Below are 19,652 nucleotides of genomic sequence, written 5' to 3'. Positions count from 1 at the left end.
TGGGTTTATAACACCAATTAGATCGTTTGATTATTCTATGCCTAACGCTTTTTTTACTGGCTTGAAACTCTTGCGGTGCTCACTGATCACTCCGTGTTGCTCAATCGCTTCAAAGTGCGCTTTAGTTGGGTAACCTTTGTGCTTCGCGAAGCCAAATTGTGGATGAAGTTTATCCAACTCTTCCATCTCTTGGTCACGCACGACTTTGGCAATAATTGAAGCCGCACTGATTTCGGCAACACGTAGATCGCCTTTTACTACAGCTTGAGCATCCATTGGCAGCTCCGGACAACGGTTACCATCAATCAACACCAAATCAGGTTGAACCTGTAACCCCGCCACTGCACGCTGCATCGCAACCATAGTCGCCTGCAAAATATTCAGTTGATCGATTTCTTCAGGAGAACAACGCCCGACCGCCCACGCCAATGCTTTTTCTTTGATTTCAGGAAGCAGCGCCATGCGTTTCTTTTCGGTCAATTTTTTCGAATCGTTCAACCCTTCAATAGGATTGTTAGGATCAAGGATAACCGCAGCGGTGACGACGTCTCCTACCAAAGGGCCACGTCCTACCTCGTCGACTCCGGCCACAAGCTGATAACCTTGCGGATATTCAAACGGAGGGAGTTCAACTTTGGTTTTGGTCGCTTTTGGTTTAACAGCCATGATAAATCTCTATTTTTCAATCAGTTTTAGAACCGCGTTTGCGGCTTGTTGATCCGCATCTTTACGGATCCAATGATGCATTTCCGTAAACTTATCTAACATCGGTTTATTGTCGCGTTCCAATAAGCGAGAAACCTCAGTAAACAAATTGTCTGGTGTGCACTCATCTTGTAGATATTCTTTGACGAGCTCATCATCCGCCAAGATATTCGGCAATGACACATACTTCGTTTTCAATAGACGTTTAGCTAAGAAAGCAGTAAATGCATTCACACGATAACCCACCACCATTGGACGCTTGAGAAGCATACACTCCAACGCTACGGTACCGGAGGCCAGCATCACGGCATCGGATGCGGTGATGACGTTGCGTGCGGTGTCATCAACTAACTTGAAGTCTAATTCTGGTGCGAGCACTTTCCATGCTTGTTCAAACTGCTCACGGCGTTTTTGATTAACAAGCGCGACAACAAACCCCAGTTCTGGAAATTTTTTATGGAGTAACTTGCAGGTTTCAATAAATGGCTCTGAGAGCATTTTTAACTCGCTACCACGACTGCCTGGCAGGACAGCAAGCCACTTTTTATCTTGTTCTAAACCAAGCAACTCACGTGCAGGCGCTTGTTCTGATTCTAGTGGGATGGCATCAGCCAAGGTATGACCAATGAACTCGCAAGGTACATTAAATTTGTCGTAGAACGCTTTCTCAAACGGAAGAAATGCTAGCACCAAGTTCGTTGCCGCTTCTATTTTAAAGATGCGCTTCTGACGCCAAGCCCAAACAGACGGACTTACGTAATGAACGGTTTTAATGCCCGCTTGCTTGAGGTCAAGCTCCAGGCGTAAGTTGAAGTCAGGAGCATCGATCCCGATGAAAACATCAGGCGGATTCTGAGTAAAATACTGAACGAGCTCAGCTTTCACTTTAAGAAGTCTCGGTAAGCGACCTAAAACCTCGACTAATCCCATCACCGCAAGCTCTTCCATATCAAACAGAGACTCGCAACCTTGGGCTATCATTTTCGGACCGCCAATGCCTACGAACTCTGCGTCTGGATATTGTTGCTTTACTGCTTTGATAAAGCCTTCACCTAGCGTATCGCCAGACAATTCTCCGGCAATGATGCCAATACGTAATGGTCTTTCCATATCTACTTCGCTATTTTTCCTGTGCGCTATGGATAACGGTTTGCCTTATCCATAAAACACAAAAAGATCGTAACCTCAAATTCGGTCACGATCTTTTTATTTATTGGTTCATTCGCCAATTAACGAATAATGCCACGTTCCGTCGTTTCCAGAATATCTGAGAAACGCTTCACTGCTGGCCACTCTTGAGCCATTTCAGCTAGAATAGGCTTCACTTCTTCTAGCGTCTTACCTGAACGGTAGATTTCTTTATACGCTTTTTGTAGCGCACGAATCTCTGGTTTCTCAAAGCCATTACGCTTCAAGCCAACAAGGTTCAAGCCGAAAGGTGTGGCGTGGTTACCTTGCGCGAGTACGTAAGCTGGGACATCTTGCACCACTGCTGAACAGCCGCCAATGTACGCGTAAGCGCCCACTGTACAAAACGGATGAATCGCAGACAGTGCCATCACACCGGCATAATCATCAACAGTAACGTGACCACCAAGAATCGAGTTATTACCGATATGAGTATGGTTACCAATAACAACATCATGCGCAACGTGTGCATTCACACACAATAAGTTGTCATCACCAATGATCGTGGTTGCTTTGTCTTGCACTGTGCCGCGGTGAACTTGGACCGCTTCACGAATGACGTTACGGTCACCGATAACCACAGTTGTGTCTTCACCACCGTATTTTTTGTCTTGGTTTTCTTCACCAATGACAGCATGTGGGAAAATACGGTTATCTTTGCCAATAGTTGTGTGACCTTTGATCACAACGTGAGACATCACTTCTGTGCCTTCACCAATTTCAACCGTAGAGGTGATGTACGTAAAAGGACCTACTGTTACGTTAGCACCAATTTTGGCGCCCTCTTCTACCACCGCTGCCGGGTGGATTTTAGCGGTTTCATGAATCATATTAAAACTCTCGACGAGCACACTTCAGTTCTGCAGAACATACCACTTCACCGTCAACTTTTGCTACACCGCTAAATGCAGCAATGCCGCGACGTTCTTTCAGAAATTCTACCTCAATAACCAATTGGTCGCCCGGAACCACTGGTTTACGGAATTTCGCGCCGTCTACGCTTGCAAAGTAGTACAGTTCATTTTCTGTTGGTGCACCAAATGATTTAAATGCAAGTAAGCCTGTTGCCTGAGCCATTGCTTCTAAAATCAAAACACCTGGGAATACTGGTAGTTGAGGAAAGTGACCTGTGAACTGAGGTTCGTTAACCGACACGTTTTTAATCGCGTGAAGGTACTTCTCTTCTTGGAAGTCTATCACTCGGTCGATCAATAAGAATGGGTAGCGATGAGGTAGTAGCTCTTGAATTTCAGAGATGTTCATCGTTTTCTTTTCAGTAGTCAAAGTCGTCTTCCTATATCAATTTTTTGCCGCCAAGATGGCAAACGTGGCAACAGGTCGTAAAGCCGAATCGCTTTGCAATATACTAGCAAAATACGCACCATCTTGGAGTTAAATCTACTTAGAGCGCGTCATTATAGAAGAAAAAGACCCGCATTTCGCGAGTCTTCGTACAGAATATGGAACTAGAGCCTGTTAGCTTTCACGTTAAATACAGAGCGAAAGATAACTTGTTCTAAATTTCTTCTTTCTGTTCCAGCTGTTTTTCAACCGCTTTTAGGCGCTTATTCATCTCATCAATACGGTGAACTCGAGTTGCAGTTTTACGCCACTCTCTGTTCGTTTGTAGTGGAATACCTGATGAGTAAAGGCCTTTTTCTTCGATACTGCGCATTACCATGCCCATACCTGTAATCGCCACACCATCTGCGATAGTGATATGGCCATTCAGAACAGACGCGCCGCCAATCTGGCAGTACTTACCAATTTTTGTACTGCCCGCGACAATAGTACCACCAGGCATCACGGTACCATATCCGATCTGCACGTTGTGCGCGATTTGAAGTTGGTTATCCAGAATGACATTGTCTTCAATGATAGTATCTTCGAGTGCACCGCGGTCAATCGTAGTACAAGCACCAATCTCAACGCGGTTACCGATACGCACTGAACCAAGCTGAGGGATTTTGATCCACTCACCTTTGTCATTCGCATAACCGAAGCCATCAGAACCAATGACAGTGCCCGATTGAACAAGACAGTCATCACCCAATGACACTTCATGATAGATAGTGACATTAGCCCAAAGCTTGGTGTTATTCCCTAGCTTGGCGTTCTTACCGATAAAACAACCAGCGCCAACGCTTACGTTGTCGCCGAGTTCCACACCCGTTTCAATCACGGCATTAGCGCCGATTGTAACGTTCTCACCCATTTTAACGTCAGCGGCAATCACAGCACTTGGTGCAATATCGTCTGCCGGTTTTGGTGTGGTATCCATCGCTTGGACCACACGAGCAAATGCGACATAAGGGTCTGAAACCACTAGCGCATTTCCAACGCATTGATCTTTATGCTCAGCCTTTACCATAACAACGGTAGCTTGGCACTCAGAAAGGTGTTTTGCGTATTTTGGGTTAGACAAGAAGGTTACGTCACCTTCTTGTGCTTTATCCATTGGAGCAACACGGCTTACAACGAGAGACTCGTCACCAAACAGCTCCCCCCCGGTAATTGTCGCCAATTCGGCTAATGTTAATGTCTTCATAACTTCTTATTTTAGAGCTTTAATTACGTCTTCAGAGATATTGTATTCTGGCTTGCCGTACTGCAAAGCAGAGATATCAATCACAAGATCGTAACCATTTTTGTCTGCGACTTTCTTAACTGCATCTTGAATCGTTTTGAAAAGCTTCGCTTTTTCTTCAGCTTCACGACGCGCACTTGCTTTTTCAAGTGCTTGTGCTTTCACTTTGTACTCGCTGTCGAGTTTCGCGATATCGATACGTAGCTTTTCAACTTCGTCTTGACCCAAAAGCTCGCCGTCACGTTGTAGCTTCTCAATCTTTGTTTTAGCTTGTGCTTGGATTGACTTCAGTTCATCAGCTTTGCTTTTGAAGTCTTTCTGCATTTTTTGTAATACAACTTCACGTTGAGGAAGAGCTTGAAAAACTTGAGCTGTATTTACGTAAGCAATTTTCTGTGCAGCTTCTGCCGCATTTGCAAACATTGAAGAGCTCAGTACAAGAAGGCCAATCCCAGCCGCTTTGATCATTTTATTCAAAATATTTTCCTCTTTAGAAAGTTCTACCGATAGTGAATGTGAAGAACTCTTCATCATCGCCATCAAATTTCTTAATTGGTTTCGCTAGTGAGAATACTAGTGGCCCCATTGGAGACATCCACTGCAACGCCGCACCGTAAGAAGAGCGGTAGTTGGTTGGATCTGAGTAATCGTAGTAGTAACGGTCACCATATTCCGCACCTGAATCGCGGTAGTCAAACTCCGTATCCCAAACACTTGCCATATCAAAGAAGATACTGGTACGAATTTGGTTTTGTACTTCTTCTGATGCAAATGGTGTTGGGACAATCAACTCAACACTTGCTAGCGCTACGGCGTTACCACCAACAGAGTCATCTGTTGCTGTATCTGCGCCATTGTTTGAACCAGATGTATCACGGTAAACCGCTTTAGGACCAACAGAGTTTGAGCCAAAGCCACGAAGCGATGTAAAGCCACCTGCGTAGTAGTTTTCGTAGAATGGGAACAAGTTATCGTTGCCATCCGTTTGACCGTAACCATTACCGTAACCTAAGCGGCCACGGAACAAGAGGGTAAACTCGTGCTTTTTAGTCAATGGCAAATACTGACGAACATCGTACTGCATTTTGAAGTATTGAACGTCAGAGCCAGGTACGGTCATTTTATAGAATGCACGCTGATGGTTACCTGCCGTAGGGAAATAGCCACGGTTTAAGTTATTACGTGTCCAAGAGATATTGAAGTCGAAATCGTTTGTGTTCAACGCTCCACTAGAATCAATGTTGTCTGCTTGTGCTCGTAAGAACTGCTCTACCTGTAAGTAAGGCGATAAGTTACCGATCTTGTTGTGCGTATAACCGACACCGAATTCAAAACGGTTCAACTCATCGAATGGGAAACCCCACGTTAAGCTCGCGCCATAGCTTTCGTTGGTATAGTCAACGATATTGGCTTCTTTAGCTTCAAATTCGTTATAGAAAACCTTACCACCTAAGCTTACACCGTCTAAGTTCCAGTACGGATCACGGTAATCAAGACTGATGTTTTTCTGGTAGTCATTCATCATCGCGTTGATACCAACACGGTTACCGCTACCAATAAAGTTATCTTGTTGCAGGCCAACCTGGAAGCTCACACCCGATTCTGTACCGTAGCCAACACCGAAGTTAACGCTACCAGAGTTCGCTTCTTTGACAGAGTAAACTAGGTCAACTTGATCATCACTACCAGGAACTCGAACCGTCTGTACTTCAACATTTTCAAAGTAGCCCAAACGATTTAGACGAGTTTTACCCGTTTCAATCGATTTCGAGTTCAACCAACTGCCTTCCATCTGACGCATTTCACGACGAAGGACTTCATCTTTGGTTGAGTTATTACCCGTGAAGCGAATATCACGAACATAAATTCGGTTACCCGGGTCTACGTTAACGACCAAAGAAACTTCTTGATTCTCGTCGTCAAACTCTGGAATGGTATTCACTTGAGGATAAGCATAACCGGACTCACCAAGCACACGCTTAATTCCTTCTTCCATTGAAGTCACCAACGAGCCGTTGTATGTCTCATTGTCTTCAAATGGCACAAGTCTTTCGAACGTCGCTTCCTCACCAATCAAATCACCACGGAACTTCACGTCCTTAACGGTGTAAACCTCGCCCTCTTCTAGACCAAGAGTAATGTATACCCCTTTCTTGTCAGGAGAGATTGCAACTTGTGTCGAATCAACGTTAAATTTTAAGTAACCACGATCCAGGTAGAATGATTTGAGTGCTTCAATATCACCTGCAAGGACTTGCTTTTGATACTTTTCATCAGAAAGGAAATTCCACCACGGCACATCAACATTTAAGTTAAAGCGCGAAAGCAGTTCTTCATCACTGAACACTTCATTACCGATAAAGTTGATTTGCTGAATTTTTGCCGACACACCTTCAGTAAAGACAAACTTAAGGTCAGAACGATTACGTGGTAGTGGAGTAACCACCGCTTTTACTGTTGCGTTGTATTTACCTACGCTGTAGTAAAAGTCTTCTAAGCCTTTTTCAATGTTGCTTAGCGTGGTGCGGTCAAGCGCTTCACCTTCACGAACGCCAGACGCGTTCAGGTTTTCTTGTAGCTGCTCGTCCTTGATTGCTTTGTTACCTGAAAAAGAGATGCTTGCAATGGTAGGACGTTCTTTGACTTGAACCATCAGAACACCACCGTCACGCAACACTTTCACATCTTCAAAGTTACCAGATGCATACAGGGCGCGGATAATTTCTGCAACATCGCCTTGGCCAATGGTATCACCGACACGTACAGGCATTTTCAACAATGCAGCACCCAGTGCTACACGCTGCAATCCATCGATTTCAATATCTTGAACTACGAAGTTCTCTGCTCCATTTGCAGATACACTGGTCGCCAGTAAACTTGCAAATAGAATTCGCTTAATCGCCATACTTGTTCTAATTATTCCTTGCTACTGCTTTTGTCTCTGAACTATCACAGACGAGTAAAATCATTAAATAGCGCTAACGCCATGAGCGAGAAGATGATCGCACCACCAATTCTAAAGCCCATTTCCTGCACTTTCTCAGGAACAGGACGTCGAATGACTGCTTCAATTGCAAAAAACAACAAATGACCGCCATCCAACATTGGTAAAGGAACGAGGTTAATAATACCTAGGTTAACACTAATTAGAGCGAGAAAACCTAAAAAGTAGACCAAACCATAATCTGCTGTCGCGCCTGCGCCTTTGGCTATTGATATTGGTCCACTCAGATTATTCAGACCAACGTCTCCAACAATCAGCTTCTTAAGCATGCTGATTGTCAAACCAATGACTTGGCCAGTTTTGTCTACTGCTTTACCTATTGACTCGAATACACCAAACTGAAGATCGAAGCGATAACTTTCTGGCCATTCTGCGACTTTAGGTGCAATACCTGCAAAACCAACGACTTCTTTGTTAGCTAGCTCACGGCTACCGGGCGTCAGCGTCAATGTTTGCTCATAACCCTGACGTAACACCGTCAATTCAAGCGGTGTATCAGGATTAGAACGAACCGCTTCAACCACTTGCTTCCATTCGGTTACGCGTTGTTGACCAATTGCGACAACCTCATCACCTGGAAGCACACCGGCTTTTTCCGCCGCTCCACCTTGCGAGACCTGCTCGATAACTCGATACACCTCCGGTGTATACGGAGCAAAACCTAACGACTGCATCGCTGACTGAGTTTCTGGGTCGAACTTCCACTCACGTAAATCGAGCGTTTTCGTTACTTCTGAACCAACTTCATTCGCTGACGTTAGTGTTACCGTCATCAAATCATCGCCAATATGAGAAATCAATCCCATATTTACTGATTCCCAATCCGGAGTTTTGATACCAGATATCGATTTAAGTTCCATTCCAGATTCAATTCCAGCTTCCGCAACAATCGAATTGGGCGTAACTTCACCAATTACAGGCTTAACAGCTGGGATACCTATTAGAAATACCAGCCAATAGGCAAAAATTGCGAAAAGAAAATTAAAGATGGGGCCAGCCGCAACAATAGAGGTTCGCTTCCATAACGGCTTCTTATCAAACGCTAGGTGCTTCTCATGTTCTGGCACCTCATCGACACGGCTATCAACCATTTTCACATAGCCGCCGAGAGGGATCATTGAGATGCTGTACTCCGTTCCGTCTTTGCCTACTTTACTCCAAATAGACTTGCCGAAACCGATTGAAAACTTTTCAACTTTAACGCCGCAACGGCGCGCAACCCAAAAATGCCCAAATTCGTGCACGGCAACAAGAATGCCCAGTGCGACGATAAAAGAAATGAGATTCCACAATATACCAGTCATCAGCTACGCTCGCGTATGGTTTCTAGGGCAATAGTTCGTGCCATTCTATCTAGCTCGAGCAAGCTTTCCAAGCTATTCGCATTCTCAGCCTTGCAGCTTGCGTTGATTTTATTCAACACAGACTCATTGATGCGAGCAATATCGGTAAAACCTAGTCTGTTATTTAAAAATGCATCAACAGCGACTTCATTAGCTGCATTCAGTGCCGTTGTTGCGTGTTGACCTTCATAACAAGCATCAATTGCGAGTTTTAAACATGGGTAACGAGCAAAGTCAGGCTGCAAAAACGTCAGCTCACCAACTTTCGTGAAGTCTAGCGGCTTAACCCCAGCTTCTACTCTTGACGGGTATGACATGGTGAGCGCAATTGGCGTCGCCATATCCGCTTCTCCCATTTGTGCCAAGACCGAACCATCACGATACTGAACCATAGAATGAATCACAGATTGAGGATGAATAATCACCTTCAGTTGTTCGCGAGCAGCATTAAATAGCCACTTAGCTTCGATATACTCAAGGCCTTTATTCATCATCGTGGCAGAATCAACAGAAATTTTTGGCCCCATCGACCAGTTTGGATGAGCGATCGCCTGAGCGGGTGTCACCTGTTCCAGTTCTGCGATGTCAGTGTAACGGAAAGGACCACCAGATCCAGTCAACAAAATATGAGAAATGCCATGTTCTTGTAAATTGCAACGACCCAGATTGGTTTGTACTTGCTGTGGTAAACATTGGAAAATGGCGTTGTGTTCACTGTCGACGGGAAGTAGCTCTGCGCCAAATTCTTCAACGGCATCAATAAATAGCTGGCCTGACATTACAAGTGCTTCTTTATTTGCCAACAAGACTCGCTTACCTGCTTTCACGGCAGCCATGGTAGGCAATAAGCCAGCTGCTCCAACAATAGCAGCCATTACACTGTCGACCTCGTCCAGCGAAGCAATATGGCATAGCGCATCAACACCACCTAGCACTTCGGTACCTGGCGAAACCGAGTGTAGCTCAGCTTGAAGTTGAGACGCCGCAGCTTTATCTGCCATGACCGCATATTTAGGTTGCCACTGACGACATAAACCGATCATCTTTTCAACGTTAGTGCTTGCCGCTAAGGCAACGACAGAAAACAGATCTGGGTTTTGTTCGACCACTTTAAGCGTGCTTGCACCAATTGATCCAGTAGCACCAAGAATCGTTAACTTTTGCATGTTGTAAGACCGTTAGAAAGCTCAGGAGCGACGACGCCGCTCCTGATAAATTAGAATACGTAGTAAAGAAGAGCAAAAACTGGGAATGCTGCGGTTAGGCTGTCGATACGATCTAGCACACCACCGTGCCCTGGGATAATGTTACTGCTGTCTTTAATGCCTGAGACACGTTTGAACATACTTTCAACCAGATCACCAAGCACTGAAATAACGACAGTAACCAGCGTAATCAGCACCATATGGACAGGGCTAGTGAACTGGATATCGAACCAATCAGCAAATGCCCACGCTACGATTAATGCCGTGATAATGCCACCAATTAGCCCTTCAATTGTTTTATTGGGGCTTACATGAGGAGCCATCTTACGTTTGCCTAAGCTTTTGCCTGCAAAGTAGGCGCCGCTATCTGCAGCCCATACCAAGAAACAAACGTACAACACAAGCTTTGCGCCGTGGTATGGATCTACAGTGATGTCATACGCTCTGAGAATAATCACACTCCAAAGGAATGGGATTAATGTCAGAAAACCAAATACATGACGTAAAACAAGATTACTTTGCCAAGATTTCGTCGTTTTGGGGTAAGTAATCGCCATTAAGCTAGCAATAATCCACCAAACAAAACCAATACCCAAGACGACATAATGAGGTGTCGTTAAGTGATTGAGGCTATATGCATCAGGCGAGATGTATAGAAAACTAAGTCCGGTAATAATGATTGCCGGCACAAGGGCAGCAATGCGAGAGTTGCTTCCTGTAAACTGAGTCCACTCCCAAAAACCTAATAGCGTTATTGCAGTTAAAGCGGCAATAAAGCCCATTAGCGGTAATTTAAAAATGCCTAAAATAACCAGGGGAGCTAAAATTAGTGCTGTTATTATTCTCTGTTTCAAACTAACTAGTCCTTATTGAGCTGCCATCAATGCCTTTATTTGTTCACCTGTACAGCCAAAACGACGTTCTCGGTTGATAAACCAAGTCACAGCTTCTACCAAACTGTCTTCATCGAATTCTGGCCAGTACTCTGGTGTAAAGTACATTTCTGCATAAGCCATTTGCCACAACATAAAGTTGCTGATGCGGCACTCTCCACTGGTGCGAATTAAAAGATCCACTTCCGGTAGGTCTGCCATGGTCAAATGCTCAGTGATTAGCTGCTCATTGATATCCTCTACACGAATTTCACCGTTACGTGCTTTTAGCGCTAACATTTTAGCAGCTTCTGTGATATCCCATTTACCGCCATAGTTGGCTGCAATGTTGATCACCATACCCGTGTTATCTGCCGTTAGGTTTTCTGCTTCTACAATTTTCTTTTGTAGACGCTCACTAAATCGACTGGTATCACCGATCACGCGCAACCGTAAGTTATTTTTGTGTAGTTTTTTTACTTCACTAGACAGGACCGTGATAAACAGTTCCATCAAAAGACCCACTTCTTCCTCCGGACGACGCCAGTTTTCACTACTAAAAGCAAACAGCGTCATGGCTCTAATGCCTAGTTTTGAAGCAGCAGCCACGGTCTTACGAACGGCACTAACGCCTTTTTTATGACCAAATACGCGAGGTTTTCCTTTGGACTTAGCCCAACGGCCATTACCGTCCATAATGATGGCAATATGCTTAGGAAGGGAGTCAGAGAAGGCTTGAGAATTTTGCATAGGGAGTTAATTGAGTTCCATCAGTTGGATAGACTAACATAAAAAAACGCTGAGCTGTGAGCACAGCGTTTTCCAACAGTGATGTGTGTGGGAGTATTAAACTTCCATCAACTCTTTTTCTTTTGCAGCAAGAACTTCATCGATCTTCTTAACTGCAACGTCAGTTAGCTTTTGAATTTCGTCTTGTGCTTTACGATCTTCATCTTCAGAGATTTCTTTATCTTTTAGAAGCGCTTTAAGATCGTTGTTTGCGTCACGACGGATGTTACGAACAGCAACACGACCACCTTCAGCTTCACCACGGACGATCTTAACTAGGTCTTTACGACGTTCTTCCGTTAGCGGTGGAAGTGGAACGCGGATGATAGTGCCAGCTGACATAGGGTTTAGACCCAGGTCAGACGTCATGATCGCTTTTTCTACTTTCGGCGTCAGCTCTTTATCAAAAACCGTGATTGCAAGTGTACGTGCATCTTCAGCAATAACGTTTGCTACTTGGTTTAGAGGTGTTGCTGCACCGTAGTATTCTACAGAAATACCAGATAGTAGGCTTGGGTGTGCACGACCTGTACGAATTTTAGAAAGGTTGTTCTTAAGCGCTTCAACGCTTTTATCCATGCGCTCTTGCGCGTCTTTTTTGATTTCGTTAATCACAGTTTCACCTTAAAAATGTCATCTTTCCTGAAGAAAGCCTAAAACGGTTGAGCAAAGCAAGCACCACCCTAACGCTTTGGAGTGGCACCTTAAGCCAAGCTTATTCGTTGATGAGCGTGCCTTCTGCTTCGCCCATAACCACGCGACGTAGTGCGCCTGGCTTGTTCATATTAAATACGCGGATTGGCATTTTGTGGTCACGAGCTAGCGTAAACGCCGCCAAGTCCATAACTTTCAGCTCTTTATCCAGAACTTCTGCATAAGATAGCTTATCATACAGCTCTGCGTCTGGGTTTGCTACAGGGTCAGCAGTAAATACACCATCAACTTTCGTCGCTTTTAGTACGACATCCGCTTCAATTTCGATACCACGTAAACAAGCAGCAGAATCCGTTGTAAAGAACGGGTTACCAGTACCAGCAGAGAAGATGACAACTCGGCCTTGGCGAAGCTCACGGATCGCATCAGCCCAATTATAGTCGTCACATACGCCTTTTAGAGGGATTGCAGACATAACGCGCGCATTTACGTATGCACGGTGAAGAGCATCACGCATCGCTAGGCCATTCATTACTGTAGCAAGCATACCCATGTGGTCACCAACTACGCGGTTCATACCAGCTTCAGCTAGGCCTGCACCACGGAACAAGTTACCGCCACCGATAACTACACCAACCTGAACACCCAGTTCAACCAGTTCTTTAACTTCTTGTGCCATACGATCAAGGACCGCAGGATCAATACCAAAACCGTCTTCACCTTGAAGAGCTTCACCACTCAGTTTTAATAGAATACGTTGATACGCTGGTTTAGGGTTCGTAGTCATGGAGTTTACCTTCCAAAGAGAGTTGTTGATTAACAGTCATGAATAGACACAACTTCAGTTATGGCTATTCATCACGGCTAATCGTTCACTGCTCATAAAAAGACCGCAGCCTTGGCTACGGTCTAATCTTTATACAGTCTCTAAGGATTAACCTTTTTGAGCTGCTGCAACTTCTTCAGCGAAGCTCATTTCTTCTTTCTTCTCGATACCTTCACCTACTTCTAGGCGAACGAACGTAGAAACTGAAGCGCCTTTTTCTTTCAGCATTTCGCCTACAGTTTTCTTAGGCTCCATGATGAAAGCTTGACCTGTTAGAGAGATCTCGCCAGTGAATTTCTTCATGCGGCCAACAACCATCTTCTCAGCGATTTCAGCAGGCTTGCCTTCGTTCATTGCGATTTCAACTTGAACCGCTTTCTCTTTTTCTACTACGTCAGCTGGTACGTCTTCTGGGTTAACGAACTCAGGCTTAGAAGCAGCAACGTGCATTGCAACGTGCTTAAGAGTTTCTGCGTCGCCTTCACCAGCAACAACAACACCGATTTTCTCACCGTGACGGTAAGAAGCGATTGCAGTGCCTTGAACGTATTCTACGCGACGGATAGTGATGTTTTCACCGATTTTAGCTACTAGAGCTACACGTGCGTCTTCGAATTGTGCTTGTAGTTCTTCAACAGAAGCTTTTGAAGCTAGAGCTGCAGCTGCAACTTCTTCTGCGAATGCAGTGAAGTTGCCGTCTTTAGCAACGAAGTCAGTTTGGCAGTTAACTTCAAGAAGAACAGCAACGCCGTTTTCTTCTTTGATGATGATTGCGCCTTCAGCTGCAACGTTACCAGCTTTCTTAGCTGCTTTCGCTGCGCCAGATTTACGCATGTTTTCAATTGCTAGTTCGATGTCAGCGTTTGCTTCTACAAGCGCTTTCTTACATTCCATCATGCCAGCGCCAGTACGCTCGCGAAGTTCTTTAACTAGAGCAGCAGTTACAGTTGCCATTCTGTCTTCCTCGTTTGATTCGAAATAAGGTAAAAAAACAGGGGCCTAACATTGTCGGCCCCCATTGCTAACTATAACTTAGTTTATGCTACACAAAGGTTTCACATAGACCAAGTGTGACACAGAGCCGCTATTATTCAGCTTCTACGAAACCGTCTTTTTCAGCAACTGCAGCTACGTCTTTGTTACGACCTTCAGATACTGCTGAAGCAGCAGCGTTTAGGTATAGCTGTACAGCGCGGATCGCGTCGTCGTTACCTGGGATTACGTAGTCAACGCCGTCTGGGTTAGAGTTAGTATCTACCACAGCGTATACTGGAATACCTAGGTTGTTAGCTTCTTTAATTGCAATGTGTTCGTGATCAGCGTCGATTACGAATAGAGCGTCTGGTAGGCCGCCCATGTCTTTGATACCACCAAGAGATTTCTCTAGCTTCTCCATTTCGCGAGTACGCATTAGAGCTTCTTTCTTAGTTAGTTTGTCAAAAGTACCGTCTTGTGATTGAGTCTCTAGTTCTTTTAGACGCTTGATAGACTGACGAACTGTTTTGTAGTTTGTAAGCATACCGCCTAACCAGCGGTTGTTTACGTAAAACTGGTTGCTTGCAATTGCAGCTTCTTTAACAGCTTCAGATGCAGCGCGCTTAGTACCTACGAATAGAACCTTACCTTTCTTCTCGCCAACTTTAGCTAGTTCAGCTAGAGCGTCGTTGAACATTGGTACAGTTTTTTCTAGGTTGATGATATGAACTTTGTTACGAGCGCCAAAGATGAATGGCTTCATTTTTGGGTTCCAGTAACGAGTCTGGTGACCGAAGTGAACACCAGCTTTTAGCATATCGCGCATTGATACAGTTGCCATTTTAAAATCCTCTATGGGGTTAGGCCTCCACATTCCCCATAACTCCGACCAAGCTTCTGCTCAGCACCCCGGAATATGTGACGGAATGTGTGTGATTTAAAGATAAAAGGTTATTCGGATGAAGCTTGCTTCGCCGCTTAACTTTGCTAAACGAAGAGAACAGTCCTCTATTCCGGCGCGCTTTATACCATATTTTAGCTCACTGTGGCTAGTAAAAATTATTTCTTCACCGAGCCACTTTCTCCTATTTATAAGCAAAACTTTAAACATATGATCGAATTAAGAATGATGCATATTCCTATCTAACTTGGGTTAACGCCCCGATGTCTGATAGAATGCGGCCATTCGCACGTTTACGTGCTTAGGAATAAGTAGAGAAAGCCAATGTCAATCAAGATTAAAACTGCTGAAGAAATAGAACGCATGCGCATTGCGGGCAAGCTAGCCGCAGAGATTCTAGAAATGATCGAACCACACATCAAAGTTGGTGTGACGACAGAAGAGTTAAACAAAATCTGTCATGAGTACGCTCTAGAAAAAGGTGCATACTCTGCTCCGCTTGATTACCATGGTTTCCCTAAGTCGATCTGTACTTCAATCAACCATATCGTATGCCACGGTATTCCAGCGGAAAAAGACGAAATCGGTAGCAACGGCCAAATGAAGCCGGCGGTACTAAAAGATGGTGACATCTTGAACGTTGATATTACCGTAATCGTTCCAAATGATGAGAATGCCGATCTGAGCGTGCGTCCTCAGGGTTACCATGGTGACACTTCTAAGATGTTCCTAGTCGGTGATGTTTCGCCTGCAAACAAACGTCTGTGCATGGTAGCTCAAGAAGCACTGTATGTTGGTATGCGTACCGTTAAGCCAGGTTCAACGGTTGGTGACATCGGTACAGCTATCGAGAAGTACATCAAAGAGAACAACAAGAACAATCCTCGCAACAAGTTTTCTATTGTGAAAGACTTCTGTGGTCACGGTATCGGCGATGAGTTCCATGAAGAACCACAAGTGGTTCATTACAAGAACAAAGACCGCCGCGTATTAAAAGAAGGCATGTGCTTTACTATTGAGCCGATGATTAACGCAGGTAAATTTGGTTGCTCTGTTGATGCACAAGATGACTGGACTGTTTACACGGGCGACGGCAAGAACTCTGCGCAATGGGAACATACCATTGTAGTAACAAAAGAAGGTTGTGAAGTACTGACGCTTCGTAGCGACGATACGATTCCTCGCCTAATGAAAAACGCGTAAAGCTTACGACCACTCGTTGTTTACTATATCCCTGCTTCGGCGGGGATATTTTTTATCTGCCGCAAATTTGTTAGATTGTTATTAGATTAGCTTGCACGGATGGCAAATATGACACTTCAGTCCCCTCTTACCTTTTCCGATGAACAAATCAATATCGGTGAACTCAAACAAGAATTAGAGAAGTTTAGCTCTAATCAAAACCAAGAGTTTCTCAATCATCATCCGGTAACAAGCTTGGTTTTAGCCAGAGCTGAATATATGGATCTGCTTCTCAATCGTTTGTGGCAACATTTTGGCTTCAAGGATATTTACAACATTTCTCTGGTTGCCGTTGGTGGCTACGGACGCGGCGAGCTGCATCCGCTCTCCGATATCGATATTTTGATTCTGTCGAACAATAAACTGCCAACCGCGTTAGAAGCAAAAATCAGCGAATTCATTACGCTGTTGTGGGATTTAAAACTCGAGGTCGGACACGCTGTTCGCACCGTTACTGAATGTGCTGAAATTGGTAAAGCCGATCTAACGGTCGCGACAAACCTGCAAGAAGCGCGATTGCTGTGTGGAAGCGAGGACACCTTTCAGGCACTGAAGAAAGTCGTGTTATCAGACTCTTTCTGGCCAAGTGAGACGTTTTACCGCGCTAAAATTCAAGAGCAGCGCGAACGCCATGCACGTTACCACGACACGACCTACAACTTAGAACCGGACATTAAATCAACCCCTGGCGGGCTGCGCGATATTCATACATTAAGCTGGGTCGCTCGACGTCACTTTGGTGCTACTTCATTGTTGGAAATGAGCCGATACGGATTTTTAACTGACGCAGAATACCGAGAATTGGTTGAATGTCAGGACTTCCTTTGGCGAGTACGTTTCGCTCTGCACATGGAGCTTCGCCGCTATGACAACCGCTTGACCTTTGCTCATCAAGCACAAGTTGCGGAAAATCTAGGCTACGTCGGAGAAGGCAACCGAGGCGTAGAAATGATGATGAAAGAGTTCTACCGCACGCTTCGTCGTGTGGCAGAGCTCAATAAAATGCTACTCAAACTCTTTGACCAAGCGATCATTAATGGTGGGGCGACAGAAAGTGCCGAGATTCTCGATACGGACTTTCAACGTCGCGGTTCTTTAATTGAAGCGCGGAAACCCGCATTGTTCCAAGCTCGCCCAGAAACTATTCTGGATATGTTCTTACATATTGCTAACGACTCAACTATTGAAGGGGTGAGCCCACCAACGCTGCGTCAACTGCGCACCGCTCGCCGTCGGCTCAACAAGTTTTTGCACACCATTCCTGCTGCGCGTGAAAAGTTCATGGCGTTATGTCGTCACCCTAATGCTCTGCACAAAGCATTCAGTCTCATGCACCGATTAGGGGTTATGGCGGCATATTTACCGCAATGGAGTCAGATTGTTGGTCAAATGCAGTTTGACTTATTCCATGCCTACACCGTTGATGAACACAGTATTCGCTTACTTAAACACATCAACACTTTTAGTGACCCAGAAAATCATGAGAAGCACCCAATTTGCTGTGACGTCTACCCACGGATGCAAAAGAAAGAGCTGCTGATTATTGCCGCTATTTTCCATGATATCGGGAAAGGTCGTGGCGGCGATCACTCGATTATCGGTGAAGGAGAAGCGTACGACTTCTGCATTGAGCATGGCTTATCGAAGCCCGAGGCCAAACTTGTCGCTTGGTTGGTAAGACATCATCTATTAATGTCTGTCACCGCACAGCGCCGAGACATTTATGATCCTGATGTCATTACCGAGTTTGCCAAAAAAATCAGAGACGAAGAATCTCTCGATTATCTTGTATGCCTGACAGTTGCAGATATTTGTGCAACCAACCCAGAACTTTGGAATGCTTGGAAACGAACTTTACTTGCGGAGCTGTATTACTCCACACAACGTGCTTTACGTAGAGGCCTAGAGAACCCTGTCGATGTGCGTGAGCGAATTCGCCACAATCAACAAATGGCCTCCGCAATGCTGCGCAAAGAGGGGTTTGCCGCGCGCGAAATTGAAGTATTGTGGCAACGCTTCAAAGCTGACTACTTCCTTCGTCATACCCATACGCAAATCGCGTGGCACTGCGAACACTTACTTCGCATGGAAGATCCGACTAAGCCTTTGGTGTTGATCAGTAAAAAAGCCACTCGTGGCGGCACTGAGGTGTTTGTATATACGAAAGACCAGCCTGCTTTATTTGCGACAGTCGTGGCGGAGTTAGATAGGCGTAATTTTAATGTACACGACGCGCAAATCATGACCAGCAAAGATGGGCACGTGATTGATACCTTTATGGTACTCGATCAACATGGCGAAGCGATCGATGAGTCTCGTCACGCCGCGGTGATTAAACACCTCACTCATGTACTGGAGGCAGGCCGACCAACCAAGATTAAAACGCGCCGTACTCCGAACAAACTTCAGCACTTTAATGTGAAAACCAAAGTCGACTTCTTACCAACCAAAGGTAAAAAACACACTTTAATGGAGTTTGTCGCGCTAGACACACCAGGGCTGTTGGCCAAAGTAGGCCGTACGTTTGCTGATTTAAATATCAACCTTCACGGTGCCAAAATCACCACCATTGGTGAGCGAGCAGAAGACTTGTTTATTTTAACCAGTGATGCTGGGGGAAGGTTAAGTGAAGAACAGCAAGATGAGCTAAGAGAGAGATTGATCGAAAAGTTATCTGATGAGGTTGCAGCTTAGATCAAACCTGCCAATCTTTTCGGTTCAGGGCGAGAGCGATCTTGCCCACAAGTTAAGCATTTTGGCTAAATATCAGCTATCTAGCTCATACATAGGCTGCTACAGTTATATCAATATCAATTCGATGTAATAGAGGTAGCCTATGTATCCCCACCTCACTGGTTTGGGTATTCACGACCCTAAGCAGATTGAACGTTATTCCCTACGCCAAGAAGCACACAAAGACGTACTCAAGATCTATTTCCACAAGCAAAAAGGCGAACTATTCGCTAAAAGCGTTAAATTCAAATACCCACGCCAAATCAAAAATGTTCTTGTTGATAGTGGCAGTCACAAATATAAAGAAGTAACGGAAATCAACCGAAACCTCACATTAGTCATTGATGAACTGAATAAAATCACTAAGCCAACGAAACAACCTGAGGTTGATGTAAAAGAGAAAATTCTTTCAGACCTTCGTCATTTAGAAAAAGTCGTTTCGAGCAAGATCGCAGAGATCGAAGCGGATCTTGAAAAACTAAAGTAAAACGTTAAGTCTTAAATGACCCGTCCTGATATGGGTTGACACTTTTTAACTAAAACGCTCGATGTACTTCATCGGGCGTTTTGTATTTTAAAGCCGTATGAGGCCTCATTTGATTATAGATATCTACGGACTCTGCTACCA

At 44.8% G+C, this 19,652-nt stretch carries 19 protein-coding genes; 3 read left to right on the top strand and 16 right to left on the bottom strand.

Going from position 1 to position 19,652, the window contains the following annotated elements; genetic code table 11:
* Positions 1 to 30: 30 nt before the first annotated feature.
* The 15 genes from rnhB to rpsB all read right to left on the bottom strand — a co-directional run bounded on the left by rnhB (position 31) and on the right by rpsB (position 14,989).
* Positions 31 to 666 (bottom strand): ribonuclease HII, encoded by a 636-nt coding sequence (gene rnhB / locus L3V37_RS22580; protein WP_005380361.1) that lies wholly within the window; start codon positions 664 to 666, stop codon positions 31 to 33.
* 9 nt (positions 667 to 675) lie between these two features.
* On the bottom strand, positions 676 to 1,815 hold the full coding sequence (gene lpxB / locus L3V37_RS22575) for a lipid-A-disaccharide synthase (protein WP_237307171.1): 1,140 nt from the start codon (positions 1,813 to 1,815) through the stop codon (positions 676 to 678).
* A 119-nt stretch (positions 1,816 to 1,934) separates the two neighbouring features.
* A complete protein-coding gene (gene lpxA / locus L3V37_RS22570) occupies positions 1,935 to 2,723 on the bottom strand; it encodes an acyl-ACP--UDP-N-acetylglucosamine O-acyltransferase (RefSeq protein ID WP_005380357.1) in 789 nt (262 codons plus the stop codon).
* A 1-nt stretch (position 2,724) separates the two neighbouring features.
* Positions 2,725 to 3,177: a 3-hydroxyacyl-ACP dehydratase FabZ gene (gene fabZ / locus L3V37_RS22565; protein ID WP_005380349.1), complete on the bottom strand. Its 453-nt coding sequence runs from the start codon at positions 3,175 to 3,177 to the stop codon at positions 2,725 to 2,727.
* A 232-nt stretch (positions 3,178 to 3,409) separates the two neighbouring features.
* Complete coding sequence (gene lpxD / locus L3V37_RS22560; protein ID WP_005380347.1) at positions 3,410 to 4,441, bottom strand: UDP-3-O-(3-hydroxymyristoyl)glucosamine N-acyltransferase; 1,032 nt, start codon at positions 4,439 to 4,441, stop codon at positions 3,410 to 3,412.
* 6 nt (positions 4,442 to 4,447) lie between these two features.
* The gene (locus L3V37_RS22555) at positions 4,448 to 4,957 is read right to left on the bottom strand and encodes an OmpH family outer membrane protein (RefSeq protein ID WP_005391804.1); all 510 of its coding nucleotides are present in this window, start codon (positions 4,955 to 4,957) and stop codon (positions 4,448 to 4,450) included.
* 13 nt (positions 4,958 to 4,970) lie between these two features.
* Positions 4,971 to 7,385 (bottom strand): outer membrane protein assembly factor BamA, encoded by a 2,415-nt coding sequence (gene bamA, locus L3V37_RS22550; protein WP_237307168.1) that lies wholly within the window; start codon positions 7,383 to 7,385, stop codon positions 4,971 to 4,973.
* Positions 7,386 to 7,429: 44 nt separating this feature from the next.
* A complete protein-coding gene (gene rseP / locus L3V37_RS22545) occupies positions 7,430 to 8,788 on the bottom strand; it encodes a sigma E protease regulator RseP (RefSeq protein WP_005380334.1) in 1,359 nt (452 codons plus the stop codon).
* A complete protein-coding gene (ispC, locus tag L3V37_RS22540; protein ID WP_065645507.1) occupies positions 8,788 to 9,993 on the bottom strand; it encodes a 1-deoxy-D-xylulose-5-phosphate reductoisomerase in 1,206 nt (401 codons plus the stop codon). Before ispC ends, rseP begins: the two co-directional genes overlap by 1 nt.
* A gap of 50 nt (positions 9,994 to 10,043) precedes the next feature.
* A complete protein-coding gene (locus tag L3V37_RS22535; RefSeq protein ID WP_130545981.1) occupies positions 10,044 to 10,886 on the bottom strand; it encodes a phosphatidate cytidylyltransferase in 843 nt (280 codons plus the stop codon).
* A gap of 12 nt (positions 10,887 to 10,898) precedes the next feature.
* Positions 10,899 to 11,654, bottom strand: coding sequence for an isoprenyl transferase (locus tag L3V37_RS22530; RefSeq protein WP_237307166.1), 756 nt, complete (start codon positions 11,652 to 11,654; stop codon positions 10,899 to 10,901).
* Positions 11,655 to 11,750: 96 nt separating this feature from the next.
* Positions 11,751 to 12,308, bottom strand: coding sequence for a ribosome recycling factor (gene frr / locus L3V37_RS22525; protein ID WP_005380330.1), 558 nt, complete (start codon positions 12,306 to 12,308; stop codon positions 11,751 to 11,753).
* Positions 12,309 to 12,408: 100 nt separating this feature from the next.
* Positions 12,409 to 13,134: a UMP kinase gene (gene pyrH / locus L3V37_RS22520; RefSeq protein ID WP_005380329.1), complete on the bottom strand. Its 726-nt coding sequence runs from the start codon at positions 13,132 to 13,134 to the stop codon at positions 12,409 to 12,411.
* 147 nt (positions 13,135 to 13,281) lie between these two features.
* Positions 13,282 to 14,127, bottom strand: a complete 846-nt coding sequence (tsf, locus tag L3V37_RS22515; RefSeq protein WP_005380328.1) for a translation elongation factor Ts — start codon at positions 14,125 to 14,127, stop codon at positions 13,282 to 13,284.
* Between the two features lie 133 nt (positions 14,128 to 14,260).
* Positions 14,261 to 14,989 carry a 30S ribosomal protein S2 gene (gene rpsB, locus L3V37_RS22510; protein WP_005380327.1) on the bottom strand — a complete coding sequence of 243 codons (729 nt, stop codon included), beginning with the start codon at positions 14,987 to 14,989 and terminating at the stop codon, positions 14,261 to 14,263.
* Between the two features lie 384 nt (positions 14,990 to 15,373).
* Between rpsB and map the strand changes: the two genes are divergently transcribed.
* The 3 genes from map (at position 15,374) to L3V37_RS22495 (ending at position 19,511) form a co-directional block, all read left to right on the top strand.
* Positions 15,374 to 16,252 carry a type I methionyl aminopeptidase gene (map, locus tag L3V37_RS22505; RefSeq protein ID WP_005380326.1) on the top strand — a complete coding sequence of 293 codons (879 nt, stop codon included), beginning with the start codon at positions 15,374 to 15,376 and terminating at the stop codon, positions 16,250 to 16,252.
* A 108-nt stretch (positions 16,253 to 16,360) separates the two neighbouring features.
* Entirely contained in the window at positions 16,361 to 18,985 is a 2,625-nt protein-coding gene (gene glnD, locus L3V37_RS22500) for a bifunctional uridylyltransferase/uridylyl-removing protein GlnD (RefSeq protein WP_237307162.1), read from the top strand.
* Positions 18,986 to 19,127: 142 nt separating this feature from the next.
* Entirely contained in the window at positions 19,128 to 19,511 is a 384-nt protein-coding gene (locus L3V37_RS22495) for a DUF3461 family protein (RefSeq protein ID WP_005380322.1), read from the top strand.
* 49 nt (positions 19,512 to 19,560) lie between these two features.
* Here the strand turns inward: L3V37_RS22495 and L3V37_RS22490 are convergent.
* Positions 19,561 to 19,652 (bottom strand): integrase core domain-containing protein (locus L3V37_RS22490; RefSeq protein WP_138939205.1); only part of this gene is annotated, 92 nt, incomplete at its 5' end.

The sequence above is a fragment of the Vibrio sp. D54 genome (assembly GCF_021728075.1).
GTDB lineage: Bacteria > Pseudomonadota > Gammaproteobacteria > Enterobacterales > Vibrionaceae > Vibrio > Vibrio alginolyticus.
The sequence above is the reverse complement of the archived record's forward strand: the minus strand, read 5'-3'. Positions and strand labels throughout refer to the sequence as shown.

Coding starts and splice junctions, on each gene's coding strand:
- rpsB (WP_005380327.1), bottom strand. CDS start 14,989: ATGGCAACTGTATCAATGCGCGATATGCTAAAAGCTGGTGTTCACTTC.
- glnD (WP_237307162.1), top strand. CDS start 16,361: ATGACACTTCAGTCCCCTCTTACCTTTTCCGATGAACAAATCAATATC.
- L3V37_RS22495 (WP_005380322.1), top strand. CDS start 19,128: ATGTATCCCCACCTCACTGGTTTGGGTATTCACGACCCTAAGCAGATT.
- bamA (WP_237307168.1), bottom strand. CDS start 7,385: ATGGCGATTAAGCGAATTCTATTTGCAAGTTTACTGGCGACCAGTGTA.
- lpxB (WP_237307171.1), bottom strand. CDS start 1,815: ATGGAAAGACCATTACGTATTGGCATCATTGCCGGAGAATTGTCTGGC.
- rnhB (WP_005380361.1), bottom strand. CDS start 666: ATGGCTGTTAAACCAAAAGCGACCAAAACCAAAGTTGAACTCCCTCCG.
- map (WP_005380326.1), top strand. CDS start 15,374: ATGTCAATCAAGATTAAAACTGCTGAAGAAATAGAACGCATGCGCATT.
- lpxD (WP_005380347.1), bottom strand. CDS start 4,441: ATGAAGACATTAACATTAGCCGAATTGGCGACAATTACCGGGGGGGAG.
- pyrH (WP_005380329.1), bottom strand. CDS start 13,134: ATGACTACGAACCCTAAACCAGCGTATCAACGTATTCTATTAAAACTG.
- tsf (WP_005380328.1), bottom strand. CDS start 14,127: ATGGCAACTGTAACTGCTGCTCTAGTTAAAGAACTTCGCGAGCGTACT.
- ispC (WP_065645507.1), bottom strand. CDS start 9,993: ATGCAAAAGTTAACGATTCTTGGTGCTACTGGATCAATTGGTGCAAGC.
- L3V37_RS22530 (WP_237307166.1), bottom strand. CDS start 11,654: ATGCAAAATTCTCAAGCCTTCTCTGACTCCCTTCCTAAGCATATTGCC.
- lpxA (WP_005380357.1), bottom strand. CDS start 2,723: ATGATTCATGAAACCGCTAAAATCCACCCGGCAGCGGTGGTAGAAGAG.
- rseP (WP_005380334.1), bottom strand. CDS start 8,788: ATGACTGGTATATTGTGGAATCTCATTTCTTTTATCGTCGCACTGGGC.